The organism is Tissierella creatinophila DSM 6911 (assembly GCF_001940565.1).
Classification (GTDB): domain Bacteria; phylum Bacillota; class Clostridia; order Tissierellales; family Tissierellaceae; genus Tissierella_A; species Tissierella_A creatinophila.
This window is the reverse complement of sequence record NZ_LTDM01000009.1, coordinates 25523-50113: the sequence shown is the minus strand read 5'-3', so window position 1 is coordinate 50113 and position 24591 is coordinate 25523. Positions and strand designations below refer to the sequence as shown.

The following is a 24591-nucleotide window of genomic DNA, read 5'->3' as shown; positions in this document are numbered from 1 at the left end:
TTTTCTATGCCCTTTTTCTGTGTATAACTAGATTCTCCAAAATTAACGAGCATATTTATTTATTGAATTAAATTTCCCTTTGTGGATAACCTTAGATAATTTCAAAACTCTATTCTGCAACTATCTAGTTACTTTAGTGAAAAAATAGTGCCTGTTACTAATAGAAAAGATTGCAAAATTGTATTATGGTCCCAAAGGAAAGAGAATAATGACTGGAATAATCCTGGGATAGAAAAAATATCTAATACTATTTTATCTCAAGCCGAAAATGGCGACATTATATTGCTCCATGATAATGTTTATCATAATGAAAGCCATACTATAGAAGCTTTAAAAACCATATTACCCGAACTTAAAAAAAGAGGGTATAAATTCGTTACTGTATCTGAACTAGCAAGGTTGTCTAAATAAAAAAACTTGCAAATGTTCGATCTACTATATTTACTATTACTAGAGCTATTAAAATAATAGTAATATAATTTTAAGTGGTTGTGATATAATATAGTTAGTTGGGGGATTTCTCCCCCGGTGTGTGACTTACTTCTTTTTTAGTTCCTTTTAACAATTTGCCGATTGTTAATATTAGGACTATTATTTGAAGTAAGTCTTTTATTATTTCAACTACTCTTTGACCTCCTTAGTTTTCAGCATAATAAAAGCACTTTTGGTGTGATTAGGTTTATTCACATGTTTAATGTGGTATAATTAAACTGAAGAGATAGGAAGAATTGATATGAACAGAAGAACTACCAGATGAAGACAAGGTTCAATTTGCTAAAGAGTTGTTGGAGCATTTGAAGTTACTTAGTTATAAATATAAGAAAGATTAATATATAAACAATTATAAAATACATAGGAGATGTTATACATGAACGATAGAGAATTATTAGAATTAATTGCAACACAAGTAGGTACTCTTACAAGTGATATGAAAGAAGTAAAGGGAGATATGAAAGAAGTAAAAGAAAGAGTAGTAGTTTTAGAAAGTAGAATGATAAAAATGGAAGATGATAATCATAAAAACTTTACAGCACTATTTGACGGTTACAAACAAAATTCAGAACAGCTAAATAGGATTGAAAAAGAAGTATCTAAACATGAAGAGATAATCCTAAGAAGAATAAAATAATTTTAAATATAAAGGAGCGACTATAAATGAATAATGAAGAAAAGATATTTAATTTACTAGAAAAGATATATGTGGAGTTACAGGATACTAAAGCAGAATTAAAAAGTACTAAGACAGAGCTAAAAGATACCAAAACTGAATTAAAAACTGAAATTCAACAAAATGGAACCTCTATTAAGAATATAGAATCTGAATTAAAGGACTTTAGAGCAGAAACTAGTACTAACTTTAATAACCTAGAAGATAAACTTAATGATTTAGAAGGTACTAATGCTGCTAATCATGTTTCTATAAATTCAAGATTAAACAAAGTATCTGATGATCTGGACTTCCTTACTCATAAAGAGTTCCAAACTGAAAAGGAAATATTTAATCTTAGAAAAAGACTTCCTAAGCAAAAGAGAAATCTTAAATAGTAAATTATTATAAAATAATACGATAAAAACAAAGATTAATAAAATAATTTAATATTTACATCTAATATATTCTCAGGTATTTTATTAAATGGCTCCGAAAGTGGCTCCGATGATAAGAAAATAAGAATAATAAAGTGAATAAAAACATAAAAATAAGGCTACAGATAAACTCTGTAGCCTTTGGTATTACTTAATGGCGGGAGTACGTGGGAATCGAACCCACCTAAGACGCTCTTAACGCCTCACGCTGGTTTTGAAGACCAGAGAGCCCACCAGAACTCATCTACCCCCTTAGGGACTAACAAAATATATTATATAATATAATAAGTATAATTGCAAGATATACTTATTATATTATATAAGAATTATTAAAGTAGTATTCTTCTAAACATGGTATCTGTTCTTGTCTTAAGTTTCACGATATTAAAAAGAGTTACTAAATAATAATGTGCCACAAGTATAGTTTTAGAAATAGTTCCCCTCATAAACAAATTTAATCAATCTTATATAGTATCCTTTTATCTTCATTTCTTAGAGTTATCTTCAGTTGATCAGCATATTCTAATAATAAAAGAGATGTTTTTCTATTGCTGTTTAATACATCCCTAAATTCAGCTATTGAAATCGAATTATTTTTCTTTATAAAATCTATTAATTTATCTATTGCCAAATTTAAATCTTCTATATATAAATAAATATCTTCGTTTAATTTAATAATTTCTTCTATATTTACTAAATAATTAAACACCTCATAAAAATCATCTTTTTTAATATCTAGCTCAACAATCATTTCTTCTCTTTTTAAAGGATTGTAGTTGTTTTTCTTCATTAGATTTATTATTTGTGTTTGTATATTTTTTTGATTTTCGTTTAATTTTATATTAAAATCTTTTAATCTAATATATTCTTTATCTTGTTTTAGATAGTCAAGTTTTATAAGCCTATCTATTATCCCTTCTCCAAGTTTTGGAGGCGCATATTTTAAAAATTTGCTTCTTATCTCTTCTTTTGACATTCCAGTTTTTAAAGGATATTTAGAATGGAATTTTTTTAATTCTTCTTCTATATTTTCTTTTAAATTTTCAAAATAATCTAGATGAAGAATGTAGATATCTTTAGTAAGAGTAAATTTCATTATCTTTTCTTTAGATATTAATTCATCTATCTTTTCTTTTAATACATCTTCAACTATAGCTGTATATGAAACTAATTCTTTTAAAGATGGAAATTCAGGGCTTTTATCTAAAATCACCTGTTCCAATACCTCTTCTTGACTACCTTGAGATTTTACCTCCAATTCACTTACAAGTGATTTATCAAACCTCTTATGCTTACTCGGATTGGTTTCAACTACTTCACCTCCACCTATAGTAAACATTGGAGAATAAAATCTTATTATAAATCGGTCTTTTCTTTTAGCTACTATCTCTTCTTCAAGTCTAAGTTGAGCAAATGTTTCATCCCCTGGATTTAGCTCATCTCTATCTAATAAAATTAATCTACAAAGAATTTCTTTTGTTCCTATATAAAGTCTCACTCTAGTTCTATTTGCTATACTTCTATCTAAAGACTTTAACAGTTTTATCTTTACATCTAACATCATAGTCTTTTTAAGTGTGCCTATAGGAGCTATAACGCTACCACGAGAGGCTTCTTCCTTTTTAACACCCGCTATATTCATAGCCACCCTTTGACCTGCATATGCATCATTCTGGTCTTTGTCATGTACCTGGAGAGTTCTTACTCTTCCTACTATTTCTTCGGGGAATATTTCTATCTCATCGCCTACACTAATTTTCCCAGAAAGGAGTGTTCCCGTAACAACTGTTCCAAATCCAGGCATCACAAATGACCTATCTATAGGAAAATAAGCAAGATCTGTATCCTTTTTCTCTTCTATTTCATTTGAATACTCCATTACTTTTTCTATTACTTCTTCTATTCCTTCTCCTTTAGTAGAAGATACCTTGATAAAAGAGGCATCTTCTAGAAATGTTCCTTCTACTTTTTCTCTTATTTCTTCTTCTACAAGTTCTAGCCAATCTTCATCTACTAAATCAGTTTTAGTTATAACTATAAACCCTTTTTTTATTCCAAGTAAATCAAGTATTGCTAAATGTTCTAGAGTCTGGGGCATAGGCCCTTCATCAGCAGCTACAACGAGCATAACTATATCTATTCCTATTACTCCTGCAAGCATGTTTTTTATAAACTTTTCATGACCAGGGACATCTATTATTCCTGCTCTTTCTCCATTTGGTAGATCAAAATAGGTAAATCCAAGTTCTATAGATATACCTCTCTTTTGTTCTTCTTTAAGCCTATCTGTGTTTCTCCCAGTAATAGCTCTTATTAAAGTTGTCTTTCCATGGTCTATATGACCTGCTGTTCCTATTATTATATGCTTCATCTATATACGCTCCTTAAGAGTTTTGCACATATTGTTTATTGTTTCCACTATAACTTTATATTCATCTTCTCTTATAGTTCTAAGATCAAAGTATAATTTATCTTTGTATACACGAGTAATGATAGGTATATTAGACTTCCTTAAAAATACTTCCATCTTTTGAGTACTAAATTTAGTGGAATTTATAGATATAGCTTTTGTTGGAAGTTCTACCAATGGAAGAGATCCCCCACCTACTTCTGACATGCTATCTTCAATCACTATGTTTAAACTACTACTTACTTCTAAGAGTTTTATCTCTCTTTCTAAATCTACCGCCTTTTTATTTAACTCGGCTAAAGAAATAGTTAACATTCTAAGTGTTGGAATCTTTTTAATAGCATCCTCTTCATCTATATAATAGCTTAGGATAGTTTCAAGCGCTGCTATAACTAATTTATCTACTCTAAACGCTCTAGTTAGTGGATTTTTCTTCATCTTTTCTATATATTCTTTTTTACCTACAATAATCCCTACCTGTGGCCCACCTAATAATTTGTCTCCACTAAATGTAACTATATCTACTCCTTTTCCTAAAGAATCTTGTACTGTAGGTTCATGTTCCATACCATATTTTTCAAGGTCTATAAGAACCCCACTACCCAAGTCTTCTATTAAGGGAAGATTATATTTTTCTTTTAATCCATTCAATTCTTTAGAATCTACACTGGATGTAAATCCCATTATACGATAATTAGATGTATGCACCTTCAATAAAGCTGCCGTATTTTCTCCTATTGCAGCTTCATAATCATCTAAATGGGTTTTATTTGTTGCACCAACATCTACAAGCTTTGCTCCACTTCGTTCCATAACATCTGGAATCCTGAAAGAACCTCCTATTTCTATAAGTTCTCCACGAGATACTATTACTTCTTTATCCTTTGCCATAGTGCTAAGTACAAGCATAACAGCTGCAGCATTATTATTTACTATTAAGGAGCCCTCTGCTCCAGTTATTTTTTTAATTATATCTTCGATATGAGCATACCTCGATCCCCTAGTACCAGAATCTATATCAAATTCTAAATTAGAATAGTTTATAGAAGTATTTTTTATATTCTCAAGCACTTCTTCATTTAAAAGAGATCTGCCAAGATTAGTATGAAGAACAACTCCAGTAGCATTTATAACTCTCTTTAAATTGTATGAATTTTTCTCCATTGAATTTTTATAAATCTTTTCTGACAATAGATTTATCACTTTTTCAAAACTCTGTTCATCTAACTCCCCCTTCTTTATACTTTCACGAATATCATCTAACTCTTCTCTTATAGTTTCTAGGACTGTATTTCTAGGGGTCTTTTCTAAAAGTTCTTTTATAATTTCCATTTCTAATAATTCATCTACTTTTGGAATAGATTTAAAAAGTTTCGTATTTATAAGATCACTTCCTATTTATATTATTTAACATTTATAAAGTTCTTTTCGTATTTTTGCACCTCTCCAATTATACCATAGGGAAGTCTTGAACTTTTGAGCCTTTCTAGCACTTGTTTTGAGTCTTCTTTTGATACAGATATCATTAGTCCTCCTGATGTTTGAGGATCATATAGAACATCTTTTATATCCTCTGGCACATTCTCTTCAAATAAAACTTTATCTCCTATATGAGTTTTATTTGCGTAAGTACCGGCAGGTACTAATCCCATTCGTGCATATTCTAATGAGTTTTTAATTAAAGGTATTGATTTATAGTTTATATTTATCGTTACATCACTTCCCTCAGCCATTTCAAGAGCATGTCCTAAAAGACCAAAGCCTGTAATGTCTGTCACACTATTTACTCCAACTATTCCTTCAATAGCTTCTTTTCCAAATTTATTCAATGTAGTCATAACTTCTACTGCGATTTTATAAGTCTCCGCATCTGCTATTTCACCTTTTATAGCAGTATTTATAATTCCAAGTCCCAATGGCTTTGTAATTATAAGCACATCTCCTACTTTAGCATTACTATTAGTAAGTACTTTTTTAGGATTTACAAAACCTGTAATAGATAGTCCATATTTTGGCTCATCATCTGATACAGAGTGACCTCCTACTAACAATGCACCTGATTCTTTTACCTTATCAAAACCACCCTTTAAGATTTCAGTTAAAATTTCAGGATTTAAACAATCAGGAAAACAAACTATATTCATACAAAGTTTAGGCTCTCCGCCCATAGCATATATATCACTTAGTGAATTCGCAGCGGCTATTTGCCCAAATGTATATGGATCATCTACTACTGGAGTAAAAAAATCCAAGGTTTGAATAATTGCTAAATCTTCATTTATTTTATATACCGCAGCATCATCTGCAGTATCAAGTCCTACTATTAAATTTTCATCTTGTATTTTAGGTAGATGTCGCAAAACTTGCGACAATATATCGGGACCGATTTTACCAGCTCAGCCCGAAGTTTTTGTTAATTCTGTAAGTCTTTTTCCCATTATATTACCTCACTTTACTATTATAAGATCTTTCAATCCTTCAAATTTTTTAGCCCCTATGCCAGATACATTCATTATATCCTCTATAGTTTTAAAAATATTTGTTTCTCTATGTTCTATAATTCTAGTGGCAAGGACATCACCGATACCAGGTAGGGTATTTAAATCTTCTTTTGTACATATATTTATATCAATTTTTTCTGTACTATTTTGAGTGTTATTTCCTGATGTTTCATTTGTAGGCATTACAGTTTCTACTAAAGTTATATCTACCTCTTCACCTATCTTTGGTATATATATTTTTTCCTCATCTTGAAGTTTTTTAGCTAAGTTTATTCTATCACCATCTGCATCTGGAGTTAAACCTCCTAATAATTCAACTGCGTCTATAAGTCTTTTCCCAAGGCTAAGTTCTACAATCCCAGGGTTTTTAACTTGACCACTTATATGAACTATTATATCTTCTTGAAGGGTTTCTTCTTTTGTTTGTCCATCTTCTTGCCCTATTTTGTCATTTTCTACATTGATTTCATTATTGGCTTTATCAGTATTTACAATTATATCATCTAGGTCTTTCTCCTTTGCTATAAACTTACTAGAGAAAAACTTAAATCCCAATATAGATACTATAAGCCCAATAACTATAAGTATAACTATTTGTTCCTTTTTTGTAAAGTATGTCTTCAATTTTATCCCTCTTCCTCTTAAATTTTATCTATATTTATATAATTCTACATTTTTCCCTTTTTTCCTTTAATATTATTAAATAAACTATTAAGTTTTAATTGTTTTTTTGATATAATGATATTACTACAAAAGGAAGGTGAAAAAATGAAAAGATTTTGCACAAACTGTTTTTTATTTTTGATGATATTTAGTATGCTATTTAATTCTATAAGTTTTGCTGGAGATAATAATTTAAATCTTAAAGGTGAAGGGGTATTACTTATGGATTATGATTCTAATAGAATTCTTTATGAAAAAAATTCTACTAAGAGATTTTATCCAGCTAGTACTACTAAGGTTATGACTGCTATACTTGCCATTGAACTTGGAAATATGGATGATATGGTTAAAATTGATGAAGAGGTAGTAAAATTAACTGATGGAAGCCATATAGCACTTGATTATAATGAAGAGATAAGATTAGAAGACCTACTAAATGCTCTTTTAATAGCTTCTGCAAATGATGCAGCTTTGGCTATAGCAAAGCATATATCTGGTTCTATAGAAGGCTTTGTAGAGCTTATGAATGCAAAGGCAAAAGAACTTGGGGCAGTGAACACTAATTTTGTAAATCCAAACGGTTTACATGATGATAATCATTATACTACAGCTTATGATTTATACTTAATCTCAAAATATGCTATGGAAAACAAATCGTTTAGAACATATGTATCTAAAAGTGAATATACCATACCTCCTACAAATAAGAAAACTGAGGCTAGACTTATACATACTACAAATAAGTTCTTATATGGCATTGAAAAGATGGATTTAGATGGTAAAATTGTTCCTATTAGATATAATGGAATAAAGGGTCTAAAAACGGGAACTACACCAGAAGCGGGAAGTTGTTTAATAAGCTATGCCCAAAGGGATGGAAAGAATATGATTTCAGTAATTCTTAAATCTGACAAAATAGGAGTTTATACTGATACTTACAAACTCCTTGACTATGGTTTTAATAACTTTAACCCTACTTTTTTAGGTCGTTCTAACGAATTTATAGAAAATTTAAATATAGAAAATGGATCCCTTCCTTATGTTTCCACTGTTTTAAATAGAGATGTTTATTATCTTTTAAAAGATGATGAAGTAAATCGAGTAGAAAAAAACTTAAAATTTAAAGATAAGATAGATCCTCCTATTGCTAAAGGCGAAGTTTTAGGAAGCGCTGAATACTATTTAGATGGAAGTCTCCTAGCTAAACAAGATATTGTCTCAACTATAGATATAAAGTCTGTTCCAAGAAATAATTTAGTGAATCTTCTATTAGATAAGTGGTATATAAGCTTAATCGTTGTCCTGATTACTATAAGGGGATTATTTCTTCTTAGAAAAAGAAAATATGTAAGAAGTAGATATTCTAAATATAGTTAAAAAACCTCTTTACCATAATGGTAAAGAGGTTTTTTAACTATATTACTGCTATAGCTTCTATTTCTATTTCTCCACCAAGTGGAAGTCTAGATACTTCTACTAATGCTCTTGCAGGTTTATGATTTGAAAAATATTCAGCATAAACTTCGTTTATAAGAGAAAACTGATTTATATCAACTACAGATACATTTACCTTTACTACATCTTCAAGAGTTGCCCCAGCTGATTTTAAAATAGCTTTTACATTTTCTAAGCTTCTTTTAGCTTGTTCTTGTATGTCTCCCTTTAAAAGTTCACCAGTTTTGGGATTGATTGGAAGTTGACCTGAAACAAATATCATATTTCCTGCTTTTACTCCTTGAGAATAAGGTCCTACAGCTCCTGGAGCTTCTTTAGTAGATAATAATTCTATTGACATTTTTTGCCATCCCCTTTTGTTTTTAATCTTCTTTAGTTTCTAAATTCTCAGTCCATAATCTTTCTAGATTATAATAATCTCTCTCTTCTTTATGAAAGATATGAACAATTATATCAGAAAGATCTAACAAAATCCACCTACCACCTTGATAACCATCTTTTTTTATTTCTTCATATCCTGCCTCTCCTAGCTTATCATCTATCTCATCGGCTATAGCCTTAGCCCCAGTAGATGCATTGGCACTTACTATTACAAAGAAATCTGCTATACTAGTTAAATCTTTTATATCTAAAACCTTAAGGTCTATACCTTTCTTCTCTTCACAAGCCTTTTTTATTATTTCCAACTTTTCTTGGACATCTATCATTTAATTTCCTCCTTTTTCATTTAGATTTTGTATCATCAAGTAATTTCTAGCTTCAATAGTATCTTTTGATATAAGTTTTTCTTTTTCCAATAAAAACTTCAAATTAGCATTTAGAGCTAACAAGAGACTTCTATCTAGATCTTTAAATGCTAAATTTCTTATCTCTTCTATACCTTTAAATTCTCTACTAGGTTCTATATAATCCCCTATAAATATTATCTTTTCAAGAAGGCTCATATCTTTTCTACCAGTTGTATGATATTTTATAGAGTTTAGTATATCTTTATCAGTTATATTGTATTTATCTATTGCTAGTTTTGCTCCAAGAGAAGCATGAATTATTTCTTTATTATAAAAATAAATTTCATCATCTAAAACTCCTAATAATTTAGCAGTTTCAAAAACTTTTTCTTTAGAAGAAAACTTAGCACTATCATGGAGGAGTGCTGCAATTTTAGTTTTTTCTAAGTCTTCTCCATAAGTTCTAGCTAGCTTTTCACATACCTCCACTACTCTTAAAGTATGATCATATCTATCTTTTGATATATTGTTTAATAAGTCTCTTTTTATAACTTTTATCAATAGATACACCTCCTATTTGTCCGACTTTGCTAGATAGGTCAAAACTTACATTAGAAAAGTTTATCTAATATAAGTTTTCTTTATATAAATTATTTTCTAATATATATTTATAGACATTTTCTTTTACCAAATATTTTATAGATTTGTTTTTTCTTACTCTATCTCTTATTTCAGTAGAAGAAATCTCTAAGAGAGGTATATCTAAATATTTTATTTCTATACTATGTTTCAAGTTCAACCTTTTTATCTCTTTTATTGTATCTTCCTTTTCTCTTGAAATTCTATCTGCTACTATAAAATCTATCTGCTTTAATAGCTCAGATGAATCTTTCCACGACTCTATACTCATCAAAGAATCTGTGCCTATTATCATAATCAAAGTGTCGTCTTTATATTGTTCTTTAAGTTCTTTAATAGTGTCTATAGTATAGCTTTTGTATTTTCTTTCTAATTCTATATTAGATAAAAAAAAGTATGGATTGTCTTTAATTGAAAGTTCTGTCATAGCCTTTCTATGAAGAGCATCTATTACTTTACTATTATCTTTATGAGGAGGTTGCCCTGTGGGAATAAATATTATCTTATCTAAATTTAGTCCCTCTCTTATATATTCACTTAATATTAGATGTCCTAAGTGAATTGGATTAAAGGTTCCTCCCATTATCCCTATTTTCATATTCTAACACTCCAAAATATTATTTAGGTAAATTTATTTCTTTGTTTTCTTCTGACTCCCTATAGATAATAACTTTATTGCCTATATTTTGTACAAATTCAGCTCCGAGTGTCTCTACCAATTCGCGAGAAACTTCTTCAGCCTCAAGCATATTATTGTTTAATATATTTATCTTCACCAATTCTCTGTTTTCAAGAGCTACATCTACTTCTTTTATAAAATTATCACTTAGTCCATTTTTCCCTAGTTGAAATAAGGGGTCTAAATTGTGAGCCAAGGATTTTAAATAACTTCTTTGTTTTCCTGTTAACATATTCCTTCTCCTTTAAAAATTCTTTATTTTAGTGAAAGAATTCAAATTCATATCCACCAATTAAAACAGTTTCTCCTTCTTGTATTCCAAGCTCTTCAAGTCTTTCTATGATACCCATTTTTCTTAGAGTTTCTTGGAAATGTCTTAAAGAATCTACATCATCAAAATATACAGATTCAAGAAGATGCTCTACACTTTCACCTTCTACAATATATTCTTCATCCTCTTTTTTAACTATTACTTCTCTTTCTTCATAAACTTCTTCATACATTTCATCATCAAAACTGTCATATTCTATTTCTGTATTAGAAAGTACATTCCATATAGCATATTTTAACTCTTCTACCCCTTGACTTGTGGCCGCAGAAAGAGAATAAATAGTTTGATCTTTAAACTCTTCTTGAAGCTTTTTAAGACCCTCTTTGGCTCCTGGAATATCCATCTTATTTCCTACAATTATCTGAGGTTTATCTTTAAGCTTTGGATTGTATTCTATAAGTTCTTCCATTATAGTATAATAATCTTTAACAGGATCTCTTCCTTCTATACCAGAAACATCTAATATATGAACTAATACCCTCGTTCTTTCAACATGCCTTAAAAACTCATGCCCAAGTCCTACTCCCGTAGATGCACCTTCTATTAATCCAGGGATATCCGCTATAACAAAACTTTTCTCTTCTGCTACCCTTACTACTCCTAAATTTGGTTTTAAGGTTGTGAAATGATAATTTGCTATTTTAGGTTTAGCAGCCGATACCATGGATAAGAATGTAGATTTCCCTACATTTGGAAATCCTATAAGTCCCACATCTGCCAAAAGCTTTAATTCAAGAACTATATCTCTTTCTTTTCCTTTTGTACCAGGTTCTGCAAATCCTGGAGCCTGTCTTGTAGCAGTTGCAAATTTAGCATTACCTCTGCCTCCTCTACCACCCCTAGCAATAACAAATTCTTGTCCCTTTTCTTTTAAATCTACTATAACTTTTCCAGTAGGCTCATCTTTAACTATTGTCCCAACTGGAACTTTAATCGTTATATTTTCTCCAGCTTTTCCAAACTGTTTTTTGGTTCTACCATCTTCACCATTTTCTCCAGAATAGTTTCTCTTATATCTAAAATCCATAAGAGTTCTTATTCCTTCATCAGCCTTTAAGATGATAGAACCTCCATTACCTCCATCGCCACCATATGGACCTCCAGAGGGTTCGAATTTTTCTCTTCTCCATGCTACTATACCGTTACCACCCTTACCACCTTTTATGTGAATCTTGGCTTTATCTATAAACATTTTATCACCCTTACATTAGATACTTATATCTTTATCTTTTACCCAGTCTATAAATAGTATCTCACTATTATCTAATCTTTATTAAATAAATTTAAAAAAATAAGCTTACCATTAGGTAAGCTTATTTTATGCTAACTCTTCTGCAGCAGGATATACACTAACCTTTTTTCTATCCTTGCCTAATCTTTCAAATTTAACTACTCCATCTGTAGTAGCAAATAAAGTATCGTCGCTTCCTTTACCTACATTAGTGCCAGGATGGATTTTAGTTCCTCTTTGTCTTACTAGGATATTTCCTGATAAAACGAATTGGCCGTCTCCTCTTTTAACACCTAATCTTTTTGATTCACTATCTCTACCGTTTCTTGAGCTACCTACTCCTTTTTTAGAAGCAAATAATTGTAAATTCAATTTAATCATCTATCGCACCTCCTGTACTCTATTTTTACGTTTCCAGGATAATTTTCCCGAATTGATTCAATTCCCAGTTTAAAAGTTTGCAAAAGTATTTGAGTCTTCTCTAAAACTCTCTCATTTTTTACATTCTTTAATTCTACATTTAAGTATCCAGTATCCTCATCTATTTTATAAAAAATTTCATTTCTTTGTAATTGTAAAACTTCTACAAGTCCCATAAGTGTTGTCTGAGATAATACAGAAATTGCAGCACATACTATATCTTCTCCAAACGGAGCAAAGTTTGCATGGCCCTTTATATCATAACTTTTGATGTTTCCCAAAGAATCGCTAAATAACTTAATTTTAATCATAATTAACCAACAATCGCTCCAACTTTTACTTTAGTAAATGGTTGACGATGTCCTTTTTTCTTTCTATAGTTTTTCTTAGCTTTATACTTGAAAACTATAATTTTCTTAGCTTTTCCTTGTTCTAAAACACTAGCTTCTACTTTAGCATTTTCTACATATGGCTTACCAGCAACTACATCACCATCTTTAGACATAAGAAGAACTTTATCAAAGTTTATAGTATCTCCTTCGTTTGCGTCTAATTTTTCTACAAAAAGAACATCTCCTTCTTGTACTCTATATTGCTTTCCACCTGTTTCTATAACAGCATACATTATGACGGCACCTCCTCTAACCAAGTCTCGCCAATGTTAGGTGAATTTCACTTAAGACCCACACTGAGCGGCTTCATACCTTAATATTCTATCAAATCTAAAAGGGGTTGTCAACAAATTATTTTTTTATTCTTCCTCGACCTTCACAAGTAGGGCATTTACTTAAAATTTCTGATTCCAATGTAGGTCTCTCCTTTTTTCTTGTAACTTCTATAAGACCAAGCTTTGTTATATCTACTATATATGGTTTGTTTTTATCTTTAGAAAAACATCCTTCCAATGTATTCATTAATCTATCTATATCCTTACTAGATTTCATATCTATAAAATCTAGTATTATAATTCCTCCTATATTTCTAAGCCTTAGTTGCTTTGCTATTTCTTCTGCTGCTTCTAAATTAGTTTTTAATATAGTATCATCTAGTGATAAAGCACCAACATATTTATGAGTATTTACATCTATAGCTGTTAAAGCTTCAGTAGAATCTATGACTATGGTTCCCCCACTTTTTAATTTAACATTTCTTGAAAGTGCTATTTTTAATCCCTTTTGTATAGTATTATCATATTTAAAATCAAAGTCTAAATCTAAGGTGACTTTTTCTTTTATAGGTACATTTAAACTCTCTTCTAATTCTAATAATTTTTCATATACTTCTTTGCTACTTACAGTTATTTTATAATCTTTTTCATTAAAATTATCTATAACTATCTTTTGAATTAAATCCGTTTCCCTATATATAAGTTTTGGAGTTGGAAGAAAATTTCTTTGTCCCTCTACTTTTTTATACGAACTTAAAAGTGTACTGTATTCTTCTAAAATCGTTTCTTCATTTATTCCATTAGAAACTGTTCTGAAAATAACTCCCACATCATCTTTTTCAAAACTCTTTCCTATTTGTTTAAGTCTTTCTATTTCTTCACTATTTTTTATCTTTTTTGAAATATTTATTCCCTTTTGAGAAGGAGTAAGCACTATATATCTACCCGTAAATGTTAAATTAGTACTTATCTTTGACCCTTTATTGCCTAAAGGCTCCTTTATAACTTGAACTATTACTTCATCACCTATTTTTAGTATATCTTCAATAGAATGCTTTTTATCCGAAAACTTTTCTTCATGATTTAAAGCATCAGTTAAATAAAGATACGCATTTTTCCCTTCTCCTATATTTACAAAAGCTGCCTGCATACCTCTTAAAACATTTTCAACTCTACCTCTATATATGTTACCTAGTGTCTTTTTTTGAGTTTTTTCTTCAACAAAATATTCTACCAATATTTCATCTTCTACTATTGCTATATAATTTTTTTCTTCATCTGAATCTATAAAAATATGGTTCATAAATCTCTCCCTTATATTATTTGTGAGATTCTTTTAAAACTTATACTATCAATGTCTATATTTAAATTATTATCTGCTATAAATGCATTTATAAAATCTCTAGGTCTTAAAGTTCCACTTTCTCCTATTTTTAACTTTCCTTTCAATACAACCTCATTATTTTTTAAACTCTTTAATTCTATATCTTTCATAAGTTCTATTATATTTTCTGTAACAAGTATTTTATTTCTTCCCTTTTTTCTATATCTTTCAATAAGTATTTCTTCTTGCTTTAACCAATCTTCAATTATATTTTCAAGTTCAATTTTTTTCTTATCTTCTAACAATAAAAAATATATTTCATATACTGACCAATTTATTAAAGCAGCTATAGGAGTATTGTCCTCTATATACTCAGTTTCTAGTATCTGTATATCACTAGGAAGTATACTATTAACATTTTTTATAAAGTCTTTCTCATCTACTTTTTCTAAAAGTTCGATATCCATCCATTCTTCTTCGCTTTCTATTCCAAGAGATAGTGGACTTGCTATAGATATTTTAGGTTTAGGGTTAAACCCTTGCGAATACTCTATAGGGGCATCTATCCTATTAAAGGTTCTTTCAAAAAGCCTCATAAGATCTAAATGTGAAATATATTTTAAATAGTTCTTTTTATTAAACTTTATTCTAAATTTCACTTTTAACACCTCTCATCTCGCAATTATCTATTCCACATACATTACAATTATCTCTACAATCATCAGTAAGCTCACCTATTATCGCTCTTTTATATTCTTTTATTAAATATTTTTTACTAACCCCACAGTCTATAAAATCCCAAGGGAGTTTTTCATCTAACTCTCTCTTTCTTAAAGCATAAAAATCTCCATCAATATCTGTTTCTGCTAGAGCTTCAAGCCAAGTCTCAAATTTGAAGTGTTCACCCCAACCATCAAATTTACATCCCTTTTCAAAAGCTCTTATCAAAGTTGCAGAAAGTCTTCTATCTCCCCGAGCAAATATAGCTTCCATGTAACTTACCTCTGGATTGTGATAGTTAAATGTAATCTTTCTATCTTTTATACTATCTTTTACAAGCATTATCTTTCTTTTAAATTCTTCAATAGAATCTTGTCCTATCCATTGAAATGGAGTAAAAGCTTTAGGCACAAAGCAAGAAGCACTTGATGTAAGTTTAAAACTTCCTCTTATTTCTTCTTTAGGTCTATTAAAGAACAATTCTTTTACCAAATATGATAGTTCTTTTATTCCAATTAAATCATTATCTGTTTCAGTTGGAAGTCCTATCATAAAGTATAGTTTTATTTTAGACCAGCCCTCTTTAAATGCATAGCTTACAGCTTTTATAAGGTCTTCTTCATCTACACCTTTATTTATAACATCTCTAAGCCTTTGACTCCCAGCTTCTGGAGCAAATGTTAAACCACTTTTTCTTACCTTTTCTAATTCTTTTAAAATATCTATACTAAATGAATCAAGTCTTAGTGAAGGAAGAGTAACTCCTACCTTTTTTTCTTCAAATTCATTTACCAAATCTTTTATTAAAAACTCAAGTTGTGAGTAATCACATGAGCTAAGAGAGGAAAGTGATATGTTCTCATATCCAGTATTCTCTACTATTTTTGCTGCTATTTCTTTTAATTTTTGAGGAGATCTTTCTCTAATTGGTCTATATATCATACCAGCCTGGCAAAATCTACATCCCCTCGTACATCCTCTAAATAGTTCAAAAACTACTCTATCATGAACTGTTTCTATATATGGAATTATCATCTTTTCATGATAGTACATATTTTCAATATCTCTTACTCTATTTTTTTTCACTATAGAGGGTGCTCCTTCTATAGCTGTCATTGATTTTATTGTTCCATCTTCATTGTAATCTGTAGTATAAAACTTTGGTACATATACTCCCTCTAGCCTAGAGATAGTCTTTAAAAACTCGTCTTTATCGTAACCTTTTTCTCTATGTTCTTTATAAATATCTATGATATCAAGAGTTCTCTCTTCCCCTTCTCCTATTAAAAACAAATCAAAAAAATCTGCTAAAGGCTCTGGATTGAATGCACAAGGACCTCCTCCTATTATAAGAGGAAAATCTTCATCTCTATCCTTAGATAAAAAAGGAATATGGGCTAAATCTAACATATTAAGTATATTGGTATAACTCATTTCATATTGAAGAGTAAATCCTAAAAAATCAAAATTTATTATCTCTTCTTTACTTTCTAAACTATATAGGGGAAGTTTTTCCTCTCTCATAGCTTTTTCCATATCTGTCCATGGACAAAAGACCCTCTCACAAAGATAGTCTTCTCTATCATTTATCAAATTATAAAGAATATGTAATCCCAAATGGCTCATTCCAACTTCATATATATCAGGATATGAAAAAACGAATTTTACTTTTGCATCTTTAAAATCTTTCTTAACAGAATTTATTTCCATCCCTATATATCTAGCTGGCCTATCAACTTTTTTTAAAACTCTATCTAATTTATCTTTATTTATCATCAAAATCACCTTTTACCCTTCCTTAATATATTATCACTTTCTATAAAAATAGTCGATAAAGAAATAAACAAAATAATGAACCTTAATTTAGAATTAAGGTTCATTATTTTACATCTATATAATCTAATGGATTTTTATATCTTCCATCTACTTTTAATTCAATTCTGAGATATTTATTTCCATCTTTATTTGTTCCAAGGCTTCCTATGGGAGTCTCAGTATCAATACTATCCCCCTTAGAAACATATGATTTTGAAAGATATCCATAAGTTATCTCCATCTTTTCTTGTTCTATAATTACAAAATACCCCTGTTTTTCTTGTAAATATATATCTTTAACTCTTCCTGTTATAATAGACTTAGGATCATTTTCATCAGTTGATTTAATATCTATTCCTTCATTTATATCCTTTTCATAACTTCTATATAATTCACCTTTTATTGGTAAAGGATACTTTACTTTAGAATCTAAATTAAACACTGTAAGTACATTTTTTGAATCTTTTACTAATCCCTGTACTTTTCTATAAACTTCTTTCCCACTACTTCTTAAATCAGTTTCATACTCTATAGTATACTTTATCTTACTTAAAACCCATTTTGTGGACTTAAAATTTAATGCTTTAAAAGTTAAGACACACAATATAACTACTAAGCTGAAAATGATTTTATAAAACACTGGCTTTAAAGTTTTTAATCTATTGATATTTAGATTATTTAAATGTTTTTTTATTTTCGTTTTCATATTATCACCTTCCTTATATATATCTATTATAATAAGGTAGGTCTTATTCTAAAAACAAAAATATTTAGGAACAATTAAGTTATTTAGATCCGTCTTTTACCTTGATGATAGGAATATTAGCAATAAGTGCTGATACTGGTGTTGTATTGTTATCTTTTTTCATTTTAGTTATTTTGATATCCAATCCTTCCTCATCAATATCGGCATATTCTGAAATCACTCTTATAATATCAGTTTTTATCATATCTAAAAACTTAGGTGATAAATCAGATCTGTCATGAACTAATACTAGTTTAAGTCTTTCTTTTGCTACGTTCTTGCTTTGTTCTTTCTTTTTCCCAAATATCTTTAGAAATTCCAAAGTATCCCTCCTATTTCCCAAATAACAATTTCATTATCTTACTAAATTTACTCTCTTCATCTATTTCTAAGTTTAATAATGCTATATCTTCCCCTATTAAACGTTTTGCAATATTCATATATGCCTTACCAGCTAAAGAATTTCCTCCTATAACTGCAGGTTCACCTTTATTTGTAGAAATTACAATTTCTTCATCATCAGGTACTACCCCTATTAAATCTATCGCAAGTATATCTGAGATATCATCTATATTCATCATATCTCCTCTTTTTACCATATCAGTTCTTATACGGTTTACAATTAGACGAGGACCTTCTACTCCTTTTGCTTCTAGTAGACCAATAACTCTATCTGCATCTCTCACAGCTGAAATCTCAGGTGTTGTAACTATAATTGCATGATCAGCAGCAGCTATAGAATACTGGAATCCTTGTTCTATTCCAGCAGGTGAATCTATAATTATATAGTCAAATTCCTTCTTTAGTTCATCTACAAGCTCTATCATCTGCTTTGGTTCTATAGCAGACTTGTCCTTTGTTTGAGCTGCGGGAAGTAAATACAAATTATTAAATCTTTTATCTCTTATAAGACCCTGTTTTAATCTACAGTTTTTTTGCACTACATCAACTATATCATATACTATCCTATTTTCAAGTCCCATAACTACATCTAAATTTCTAAGTCCAATATCAGCATCTACAACAACAACTGATTTATCTAACATAGCAAGTGCCGTACCAATGTTAGCACTTGTGGTAGTCTTTCCTACTCCTCCTTTTCCAGAGGTAATAACTATAGAAGTCCCTCCCTTTTCATTTTGCATATATTTTCCTCCCTCTTTTAAATAAATGCTTTTAGTTTCTTTATCTATTGGGCAAATATGGCTCGATTACTAGTTTTCCATCTATAAGCTTAACAACTTCTGGCACCTTATAATGAAACTCATTTTCATCAGGAGCTCTACCTATAACATCACATATTCTAAGCTGAGTTGCAAGCAATTTATATGCAGCAATAATAGAATCTCTATTTCCTCCAAGTCCTGCATAAACTACTCCTCTTAAATTACCTAGGATCACTACATTTCCATTTGCTTTTATAAGAGCACCTGGATTTACATCTCCTACAATTACAATATGGCCTTCATATTCTATTTCTTGACCGGATCTTAGCGTTCCATATATAAACTTGGTCATCTCTCCTTGAACCTCATCTATAAAGCTTTCTAAAGGTTTATAATCTTTTTTATTGTTTTTTTCTGTAGAAGGATGAAGTAAATCATTAAATATATCTTTTAAGCTTATATCAAGCTCATATTTATATTTAAGTAGTAAATTTAAATCAAGAACTTCATCTCTTGTTAAATGTTTGCTCTCTACTCCTAAAAATTTAATTCCTTGATAAAACTTAGAGGTTTCACTTATCTTTTTATCTAACTCTTCTTTTATAGTTTCTATATTAGAGTCATCTATACTAATAAGTAATCCTTCATCCACTCCTTTAAATTTAATAATTGGATTAGCCAATAGTAATAATCCTCCTCTATATACCACTTTTATTATTATACTATAAATAATCATAATTTCCTATAAACTATTGAATATTTATTTTGACATAATTAGTGGATATTTTTAAAATTATCTTTTAAGTGAATTTTCATATGGAACATCTTCTTCTTTTTCATCTTCATTCAATCCCAAATACTGCGCTATTATATCTCTAGTCATAGGAGCTGAATATCCACCACTACCACCTTGAAAAAGTACAGTAGCTATAGCAATTTGAGGATCATCATAAGGAGCAAAAGCCACAAACCAAGAAAAATCATCATAGGTTTCCTTTGTAACTGGGTTTATACTATCATTTTCAGCAGTTCCAGTTTTACCTGCTACATCAACTGGAAACTTATTAAATATTGCCCTGTAAGCCCCTTCTTTAGTCACCTTAAGCATTCCTTTTTTTACTTCTTCTAAATTCTCATAGTTATTTAATTCTACTCTCTCTGAGTTTTCTTTATATTCATATTTGGACTCAGTGTTATTGTAATTTTTAATACTATCTATAAGAGTAAGCTTATGCTTATATCCCCCATTAGCTAAAGTAGCAACATAATTAGCTACCTGCATTGGAGTATATGCGTTTTGTCCTTGCCCTATTGTAGCACGTAAAGTATCTTGTATATTCCAACCAGCAAAATTTATATAAGTAAATTTTATAGCACTAGCTAGTGGTTCTTCCCTAGTATTAGAAGTCTTTATTAGTGCTTCTGGTTCTATATTAAGACTATTTAGCCTCTTTATGACTTCTGGATAAGATAAAGTATCTTCCATTTCTAGCCAAGATATTATTTCTTCTATAGCTACTTCCTTATCTTCTTCTGTATATTTATAACCTTTTTTAAATGTTTTTTCAATCTCTCTATTTAAAAGTGATTTTAGCATCACCTTAGTATTTTCTGTTTTCCTCTTTGGATTTGGAACTGATCCAGAGGATTCGGCAGGGATCTTTATTTCTATGCCTGTTTTTTCATTTAACCCAAATTTCTTACTCATTTCGACAATCTCATCTATATCTATTTTAACTCCTATATTCTCACCTGTCTTTTGATTTCTTCCCATAGCAAGTGTATAAAAATAATAGTTACAAGAATCTCTAAGAGCATCGTATAGATTTTCATTTCCATGAGTTCTTCTACTAGTTGTCCAAAGAAGACAGTTAAATGTTTTATTGCCTATGTCTACTACCCCCATGTCCCTTATAGTTTTATTTGGACTAAAACCTTTTTCAATAGCAGTAAGCCCTGTTACCATTTTAAAGGTAGAACCTGGAGAAACTGCTGTTTGAGTTGCAATATTATAAAGGGGTCGTGGTGCCAATAGATCTTCTTCATTTTCTGGAAATAAGCTGTTCCAGTCCGTACTGTTTATACCTGTTGAAAATAGGTTTGGATCATATGATGGATAACTTGCACTTGCTAAGACTTTTCCAGTTTTAACATCTATGGCAACTACCGCCCCTGATGTGGCATTTTTATACGGTCTTCCTTTGCTTTTATTGGTTCCAAACTTAAAGTTTCCCCACTTACTCGTATAAGTTCCTCCCCTTTGAAGTTCTCTTAAAGTTTTTTCTAAAGACTCTTCAGCAGTTTTTTGAAGATCTAAATCAAGACTTAAATATATATTATCTCCGGGTTTTGACTTTTCTTCCTCAATAGTATGAGTACTGTTACCAGCAGAATCTACTTCAACTTTTTTAATTCCACCTTTTCCTTTTAGATTATCTTCAAAACTTTGTTCAATCCCCGTTTTCCCTATCAAGCTACTCGGAGAATATTTTTTCTCTTCTACATATTCTTTTATTTCAGAAGGTTGACTTATCTTTCCCATATATCCTAAAATATGGGCTGCTACTTGACCTTCTGGATAATATCTTACCGGTTCTATACTTATATTGATTCCATTAGTATTCATCATATTTTCTTCTATCTTCGCAACCGTTGATTCTTTTATTCCATAACTTATATATATAGGTTGGTATGCTAAATAGCCCTGTTTTATAAGTTGATTATACATTACAAAGATACCCCTTGCTTCATACTTGCTTAGAGACTTATCTATCTCATATTTTTTCTTTAAATGATTAAAGGCTTCTTTTACACTACTTTTATTTGGAATATTATTATCTGAATAAAATTTTTTAAGATTATTTAGACTTACATATTCATATTTCTTTGATATAGATATCTTAGGATTTATTTCATCTTTTAAAAGTTGTTTTTGTGCTAAAGGTCTTATCACATCATCTGTCATAAAGCTTTTAAAAGCTTTTGTCCCTTTAATGTTTTCTATAAGAAAATCTATAGTTGTAGTATCTTTTAAATCATCTTTTCCAGTATAGTTATAACTTACAACATTATCTTTTGATATACTTATCTCTACAGGTATATTTAATTTTTCTTGTTTTATAAAATCTAAAAGGATTTTTCCTGGGTATATAAATGTTTCTTTATTCCCCCTAGTTTCTTTTTTAAAGCTTGCTTCTAAAAAGTTTTTTATAGAAGTATCATAAAATATATTTATAAAGTCTTCCTCAGCTGAAGAATCTTTTGTTATCTCTGGAAAAATCTTCATCAATTCTCTCTTTTGACTTATATATTCTTCTTCAAATAAAATAGAATAATCATCTAATATTAAATTGCCCTCTAAACCTTTACTTTTGAGTAAATCATATACGAGCTTTCGAGAAAGTGAATGATCTATTATCTTTCTTATAACTGCTTTATCATCTTCTATTAGTCTTAAAACTGAGCTAATAGGAGTATCACCCTTACTAAGTGCATATTCTTTTTTAAAACTTTCTATATCCTTATCTTCATTAAATTTAATCTCAAGATTTCCATCTTTTATATCTGTAAGTACTGGTATTTCAATGCCTTTATCTTTTAAAGCACTTATAGCCCTATTAAATACAATATATTTATAATGCTCTTCATAAGAATCATCAACATAGTATAAGTTTAAAACATCGCTTAAAAGTCGCTTTTCTACAATTGTATCTATAACTTTATCTATAGGATTATAAAATTCTCCATCATAATCTTCTTCATCTTTATATTTAAGTATATTAAGTTCTATCGGAAAATCATCTATATATGGTGCACCATCTTCTTCTAATAGTCTGATTAAAGTTAGAAATACTTTGTTTTTTTCTTCTTTTTTTAACTTATTTACCTCATCTTTTAACATTTGGACTGTAAATGAGGGTCTGTTTCCAGCCAAGAGCTTACCATTTACATCTTTTATCTCACCTCTAATAGGTGCTTTATATACATCTTTTATTATCTTATTATCCGATATATCTCTATAATAGTCCCCTTGGGCTATGGTCATTATAGCAAGCCTTATAGAGAGTACAGATATCATAAATATAATTACTGCCATTATTATATTAAATCTATTTTTCATTTTATCCTTAAAATCCATCTTTTATCACCTTTATTACCTTCCAAATTTAAGAGAACGAGTACGAAACAATTTGAATAAGCTTCTATAAACTATAATAGCTAAAATAGAATTATATAAGATTTCAATAGAAAATATTCTTTTAACTGCTGAATCTAAAGAAATATTTTTAGATAGGAAATATATTATTAAAAAATACATTAGATTATAAAAAATAGTGCTTATTCCTGAAAAAATAATTGGAATAAATGTATTTTCATTATTAAGAGAAGTCTGTAAGACTCCTACTGCATATCCTATTAAAAAATATATAAGAGCATGCACTCCAATAGCCTCGCCAAAGAGTAAATCTTGAAAAAGACCCATAAAAAGCCCAAAAAAAGCTCCATAATATTTACCTTTCAATATGGATATTATAACAACAGAAACTAATGCTGTATTAGGAAGAAATACTAAGAAGCTAAAAAAAGGTAGTATGCTACCTTGCAATATTAAATTTACTATAATAATTATACTCATGATAATAATTTGCAATTATATCCCCCATATCACTCTATTATTGCAAAGACCTTATATATCTTTTTAAAATCAATAGCAGGTTTTACAATAATTTTTTTCATAAGTTCTTCTTCTAATTGTACTACATCTTCTACTTCTCCTATATATAAATCTTTTTCATAAGCCTTGCCTAGTCCCGAAGTATATAATTGGTCACCCACAATTACATCTGCTTTTCTATCAAACAAAAATCCTTCCATATCGCTATCAATGCTTCCCTTAACAATGCCTCCATCTTGGGTTCTTATAACTTTAAAGGATATACTGTTTTCTTCATCTATTATAGCAGAAACCTTGGATGAATTATCCCCCACCTTTGTTACTCTTCCAACAAGTCCTTCATGAATAACTCCATCTTCTAATTTTATACCTTGAATTATTATAGTGTCTTTTTTTATTCCATCTTTTTTTCCTTTATCTATTGTAAATTTATTATACCAATTTCCTGGTTCTTTACTTATTATCTCTGCACTCATAAGATTTCTATCAGTGGTTTTTAAGAGTTCAGCTTCGGCCTTAAGAAAGTCAGATTTGCTTATAATGTTTTCAAGTTTTCTGTTTTCATCCTCAAGTCTTAAAACTTCTGTTTGTAATTTTTCTTTTTCTTCCTGTAAAGTAAATAAATCCCCTACATTACCAAATGAATGAGAAACCTTGTTTCCAATACTATAAAAAAATTTATTTACGGGACTAAATATATTGCCAAGGAAATTTTCAGCACCTGTTATATCGCTATTTCTTTTATTAGTAATTCCAACTGTAATAATTAGAATGATAGTAACCAAAGTTACTATCATTTTATTTTTGTATTTCTTAAAAAAATACATCTAAATCACCT

27 protein-coding genes and 1 tRNA gene are annotated in these 24591 nt (G+C 29.6%); 4 read left to right on the top strand and 24 right to left on the bottom strand.

What is annotated here, in order from left to right; all coding sequences use genetic code 11:
- The first annotated feature begins 147 nt into the window (after positions 1-147).
- The 3 genes from TICRE_RS03440 (at position 148) to TICRE_RS03430 (ending at position 1545) form a co-directional block, all read left to right on the top strand.
- Positions 148-411 (top strand): polysaccharide deacetylase family protein, encoded by a 264-nt coding sequence (locus tag TICRE_RS03440; RefSeq protein WP_075725160.1) that lies wholly within the window; start codon positions 148-150, stop codon positions 409-411.
- A 457-nt stretch (positions 412-868) separates the two neighbouring features.
- On the top strand, positions 869-1129 hold the full coding sequence (locus TICRE_RS03435) for a hypothetical protein (protein WP_143583042.1): 261 nt from the start codon (positions 869-871) through the stop codon (positions 1127-1129).
- Between the two features lie 26 nt (positions 1130-1155).
- Positions 1156-1545 (top strand): hypothetical protein, encoded by a 390-nt coding sequence (locus TICRE_RS03430; protein ID WP_075725158.1) that lies wholly within the window; start codon positions 1156-1158, stop codon positions 1543-1545.
- 194 nt (positions 1546-1739) lie between these two features.
- Here TICRE_RS03430 and TICRE_RS03425 read toward each other — a convergent pair.
- The 5 genes from TICRE_RS03425 to TICRE_RS03405 form a co-directional block, all read right to left on the bottom strand.
- Positions 1740-1836 (bottom strand) — tRNA-Sec (locus TICRE_RS03425).
- 202 nt (positions 1837-2038) lie between these two features.
- Positions 2039-3955 carry a selenocysteine-specific translation elongation factor gene (gene selB / locus TICRE_RS03420; RefSeq protein ID WP_075725156.1) on the bottom strand — a complete coding sequence of 639 codons (1917 nt, stop codon included), beginning with the start codon at positions 3953-3955 and terminating at the stop codon, positions 2039-2041.
- The gene (selA, locus tag TICRE_RS03415) at positions 3956-5353 is read right to left on the bottom strand and encodes an L-seryl-tRNA(Sec) selenium transferase (RefSeq protein WP_332881337.1); all 1398 of its coding nucleotides are present in this window, start codon (positions 5351-5353) and stop codon (positions 3956-3958) included.
- Between the two features lie 44 nt (positions 5354-5397).
- Entirely contained in the window at positions 5398-6432 is a 1035-nt protein-coding gene (gene selD / locus TICRE_RS03410) for a selenide, water dikinase SelD (protein ID WP_084191793.1), read from the bottom strand.
- Positions 6433-6441: 9 nt separating this feature from the next.
- Entirely contained in the window at positions 6442-7119 is a 678-nt protein-coding gene (locus tag TICRE_RS03405) for a helix-hairpin-helix domain-containing protein (protein WP_075725150.1), read from the bottom strand.
- 144 nt (positions 7120-7263) lie between these two features.
- On the opposite strand from TICRE_RS03405, the gene TICRE_RS03400 reads away from it, so the two are divergent.
- Complete coding sequence (locus TICRE_RS03400) at positions 7264-8535, top strand: D-alanyl-D-alanine carboxypeptidase family protein (RefSeq protein WP_075725148.1); 1272 nt, start codon at positions 7264-7266, stop codon at positions 8533-8535.
- A 37-nt stretch (positions 8536-8572) separates the two neighbouring features.
- Here the strand turns inward: TICRE_RS03400 and TICRE_RS03395 are convergent, their stop codons facing one another.
- From TICRE_RS03395 to mreC, 19 genes are all read right to left on the bottom strand, one after another.
- Complete coding sequence (locus TICRE_RS03395) at positions 8573-8953, bottom strand: RidA family protein (protein WP_143583040.1); 381 nt, start codon at positions 8951-8953, stop codon at positions 8573-8575.
- 22 nt (positions 8954-8975) lie between these two features.
- Positions 8976-9317 carry a ribosome silencing factor gene (gene rsfS / locus TICRE_RS03390; protein WP_075725162.1) on the bottom strand — a complete coding sequence of 114 codons (342 nt, stop codon included), beginning with the start codon at positions 9315-9317 and terminating at the stop codon, positions 8976-8978.
- Positions 9318-9320: 3 nt separating this feature from the next.
- Positions 9321-9902, bottom strand: a complete 582-nt coding sequence (yqeK, locus tag TICRE_RS03385) for a bis(5'-nucleosyl)-tetraphosphatase (symmetrical) YqeK (RefSeq protein ID WP_233120135.1) — start codon at positions 9900-9902, stop codon at positions 9321-9323.
- Positions 9903-9966: 64 nt separating this feature from the next.
- Positions 9967-10578: a nicotinate-nucleotide adenylyltransferase gene (gene nadD / locus TICRE_RS03380; RefSeq protein ID WP_075725144.1), complete on the bottom strand. Its 612-nt coding sequence runs from the start codon at positions 10576-10578 to the stop codon at positions 9967-9969.
- Between the two features lie 19 nt (positions 10579-10597).
- Complete coding sequence (gene yhbY / locus TICRE_RS03375) at positions 10598-10891, bottom strand: ribosome assembly RNA-binding protein YhbY (RefSeq protein WP_075725142.1); 294 nt, start codon at positions 10889-10891, stop codon at positions 10598-10600.
- Positions 10892-10919: 28 nt separating this feature from the next.
- Entirely contained in the window at positions 10920-12182 is a 1263-nt protein-coding gene (gene obgE, locus TICRE_RS03370) for a GTPase ObgE (RefSeq protein ID WP_075725140.1), read from the bottom strand.
- Positions 12183-12308: 126 nt separating this feature from the next.
- Positions 12309-12602 (bottom strand): 50S ribosomal protein L27, encoded by a 294-nt coding sequence (rpmA, locus tag TICRE_RS03365; RefSeq protein WP_075725138.1) that lies wholly within the window; start codon positions 12600-12602, stop codon positions 12309-12311.
- Positions 12599-12952, bottom strand: coding sequence for a ribosomal-processing cysteine protease Prp (locus tag TICRE_RS03360; RefSeq protein WP_075725136.1), 354 nt, complete (start codon positions 12950-12952; stop codon positions 12599-12601). Before TICRE_RS03360 ends, rpmA begins: the two co-directional genes overlap by 4 nt.
- Before the next feature lie 2 nt (positions 12953-12954).
- On the bottom strand, positions 12955-13266 hold the full coding sequence (gene rplU / locus TICRE_RS03355; RefSeq protein WP_075725134.1) for a 50S ribosomal protein L21: 312 nt from the start codon (positions 13264-13266) through the stop codon (positions 12955-12957).
- Positions 13267-13384: 118 nt separating this feature from the next.
- Positions 13385-14611: an Rne/Rng family ribonuclease gene (locus TICRE_RS03350; RefSeq protein ID WP_075725132.1), complete on the bottom strand. Its 1227-nt coding sequence runs from the start codon at positions 14609-14611 to the stop codon at positions 13385-13387.
- An 11-nt stretch (positions 14612-14622) separates the two neighbouring features.
- Positions 14623-15291, bottom strand: coding sequence for a TIGR03936 family radical SAM-associated protein (locus tag TICRE_RS03345; RefSeq protein ID WP_075725130.1), 669 nt, complete (start codon positions 15289-15291; stop codon positions 14623-14625).
- Positions 15281-17128 carry a TIGR03960 family B12-binding radical SAM protein gene (locus tag TICRE_RS03340; protein ID WP_075725128.1) on the bottom strand — a complete coding sequence of 616 codons (1848 nt, stop codon included), beginning with the start codon at positions 17126-17128 and terminating at the stop codon, positions 15281-15283. Before TICRE_RS03340 ends, TICRE_RS03345 begins: the two co-directional genes overlap by 11 nt.
- Before the next feature lie 103 nt (positions 17129-17231).
- Positions 17232-17873: a M23 family metallopeptidase gene (locus TICRE_RS03335; RefSeq protein ID WP_075725126.1), complete on the bottom strand. Its 642-nt coding sequence runs from the start codon at positions 17871-17873 to the stop codon at positions 17232-17234.
- Between the two features lie 79 nt (positions 17874-17952).
- Entirely contained in the window at positions 17953-18234 is a 282-nt protein-coding gene (gene minE, locus TICRE_RS03330; protein ID WP_075725124.1) for a cell division topological specificity factor MinE, read from the bottom strand.
- Positions 18235-18244: 10 nt separating this feature from the next.
- Positions 18245-19057 (bottom strand): septum site-determining protein MinD, encoded by an 813-nt coding sequence (gene minD, locus TICRE_RS03325; protein WP_075725122.1) that lies wholly within the window; start codon positions 19055-19057, stop codon positions 18245-18247.
- Positions 19058-19097: 40 nt separating this feature from the next.
- Positions 19098-19760: a septum site-determining protein MinC gene (gene minC / locus TICRE_RS03320; RefSeq protein WP_158016401.1), complete on the bottom strand. Its 663-nt coding sequence runs from the start codon at positions 19758-19760 to the stop codon at positions 19098-19100.
- 111 nt (positions 19761-19871) lie between these two features.
- Positions 19872-23216 (bottom strand): penicillin-binding transpeptidase domain-containing protein, encoded by a 3345-nt coding sequence (locus TICRE_RS03315; protein WP_075725118.1) that lies wholly within the window; start codon positions 23214-23216, stop codon positions 19872-19874.
- Positions 23217-23231: 15 nt separating this feature from the next.
- On the bottom strand, positions 23232-23729 hold the full coding sequence (gene mreD, locus TICRE_RS03310) for a rod shape-determining protein MreD (protein ID WP_075725116.1): 498 nt from the start codon (positions 23727-23729) through the stop codon (positions 23232-23234).
- 14 nt (positions 23730-23743) lie between these two features.
- Entirely contained in the window at positions 23744-24580 is an 837-nt protein-coding gene (mreC, locus tag TICRE_RS03305) for a rod shape-determining protein MreC (protein WP_075725114.1), read from the bottom strand.
- Positions 24581-24591: the final 11 nt, after the last annotated feature.

Bases quoted from the DNA above. Each gene is read 5' to 3' on its own strand.
- TICRE_RS03435 (WP_143583042.1), top strand. From the start codon at position 869: ATGAACGATAGAGAATTATTAGAATTAATTGCAACACAAGTAGGTACT.
- TICRE_RS03430 (WP_075725158.1), top strand. From the start codon at position 1,156: ATGAATAATGAAGAAAAGATATTTAATTTACTAGAAAAGATATATGTG.
- selB (WP_075725156.1), bottom strand. From the start codon at position 3,955: ATGAAGCATATAATAATAGGAACAGCAGGTCATATAGACCATGGAAAG.
- TICRE_RS03400 (WP_075725148.1), top strand. From the start codon at position 7,264: ATGAAAAGATTTTGCACAAACTGTTTTTTATTTTTGATGATATTTAGT.
- TICRE_RS03395 (WP_143583040.1), bottom strand. From the start codon at position 8,953: ATGTCAATAGAATTATTATCTACTAAAGAAGCTCCAGGAGCTGTAGGA.
- nadD (WP_075725144.1), bottom strand. From the start codon at position 10,578: ATGAAAATAGGGATAATGGGAGGAACCTTTAATCCAATTCACTTAGGA.
- yhbY (WP_075725142.1), bottom strand. From the start codon at position 10,891: ATGTTAACAGGAAAACAAAGAAGTTATTTAAAATCCTTGGCTCACAAT.
- obgE (WP_075725140.1), bottom strand. From the start codon at position 12,182: ATGTTTATAGATAAAGCCAAGATTCACATAAAAGGTGGTAAGGGTGGT.
- rpmA (WP_075725138.1), bottom strand. From the start codon at position 12,602: ATGATTAAATTGAATTTACAATTATTTGCTTCTAAAAAAGGAGTAGGT.
- TICRE_RS03360 (WP_075725136.1), bottom strand. From the start codon at position 12,952: ATGATTAAAATTAAGTTATTTAGCGATTCTTTGGGAAACATCAAAAGT.
- rplU (WP_075725134.1), bottom strand. From the start codon at position 13,266: ATGTATGCTGTTATAGAAACAGGTGGAAAGCAATATAGAGTACAAGAA.
- TICRE_RS03350 (WP_075725132.1), bottom strand. From the start codon at position 14,611: ATGAACCATATTTTTATAGATTCAGATGAAGAAAAAAATTATATAGCA.
- TICRE_RS03340 (WP_075725128.1), bottom strand. From the start codon at position 17,128: ATGATAAATAAAGATAAATTAGATAGAGTTTTAAAAAAAGTTGATAGG.
- TICRE_RS03335 (WP_075725126.1), bottom strand. From the start codon at position 17,873: ATGAAAACGAAAATAAAAAAACATTTAAATAATCTAAATATCAATAGA.
- minD (WP_075725122.1), bottom strand. From the start codon at position 19,057: ATGCAAAATGAAAAGGGAGGGACTTCTATAGTTATTACCTCTGGAAAA.
- TICRE_RS03315 (WP_075725118.1), bottom strand. From the start codon at position 23,216: ATGGATTTTAAGGATAAAATGAAAAATAGATTTAATATAATAATGGCA.
- mreC (WP_075725114.1), bottom strand. From the start codon at position 24,580: ATGTATTTTTTTAAGAAATACAAAAATAAAATGATAGTAACTTTGGTT.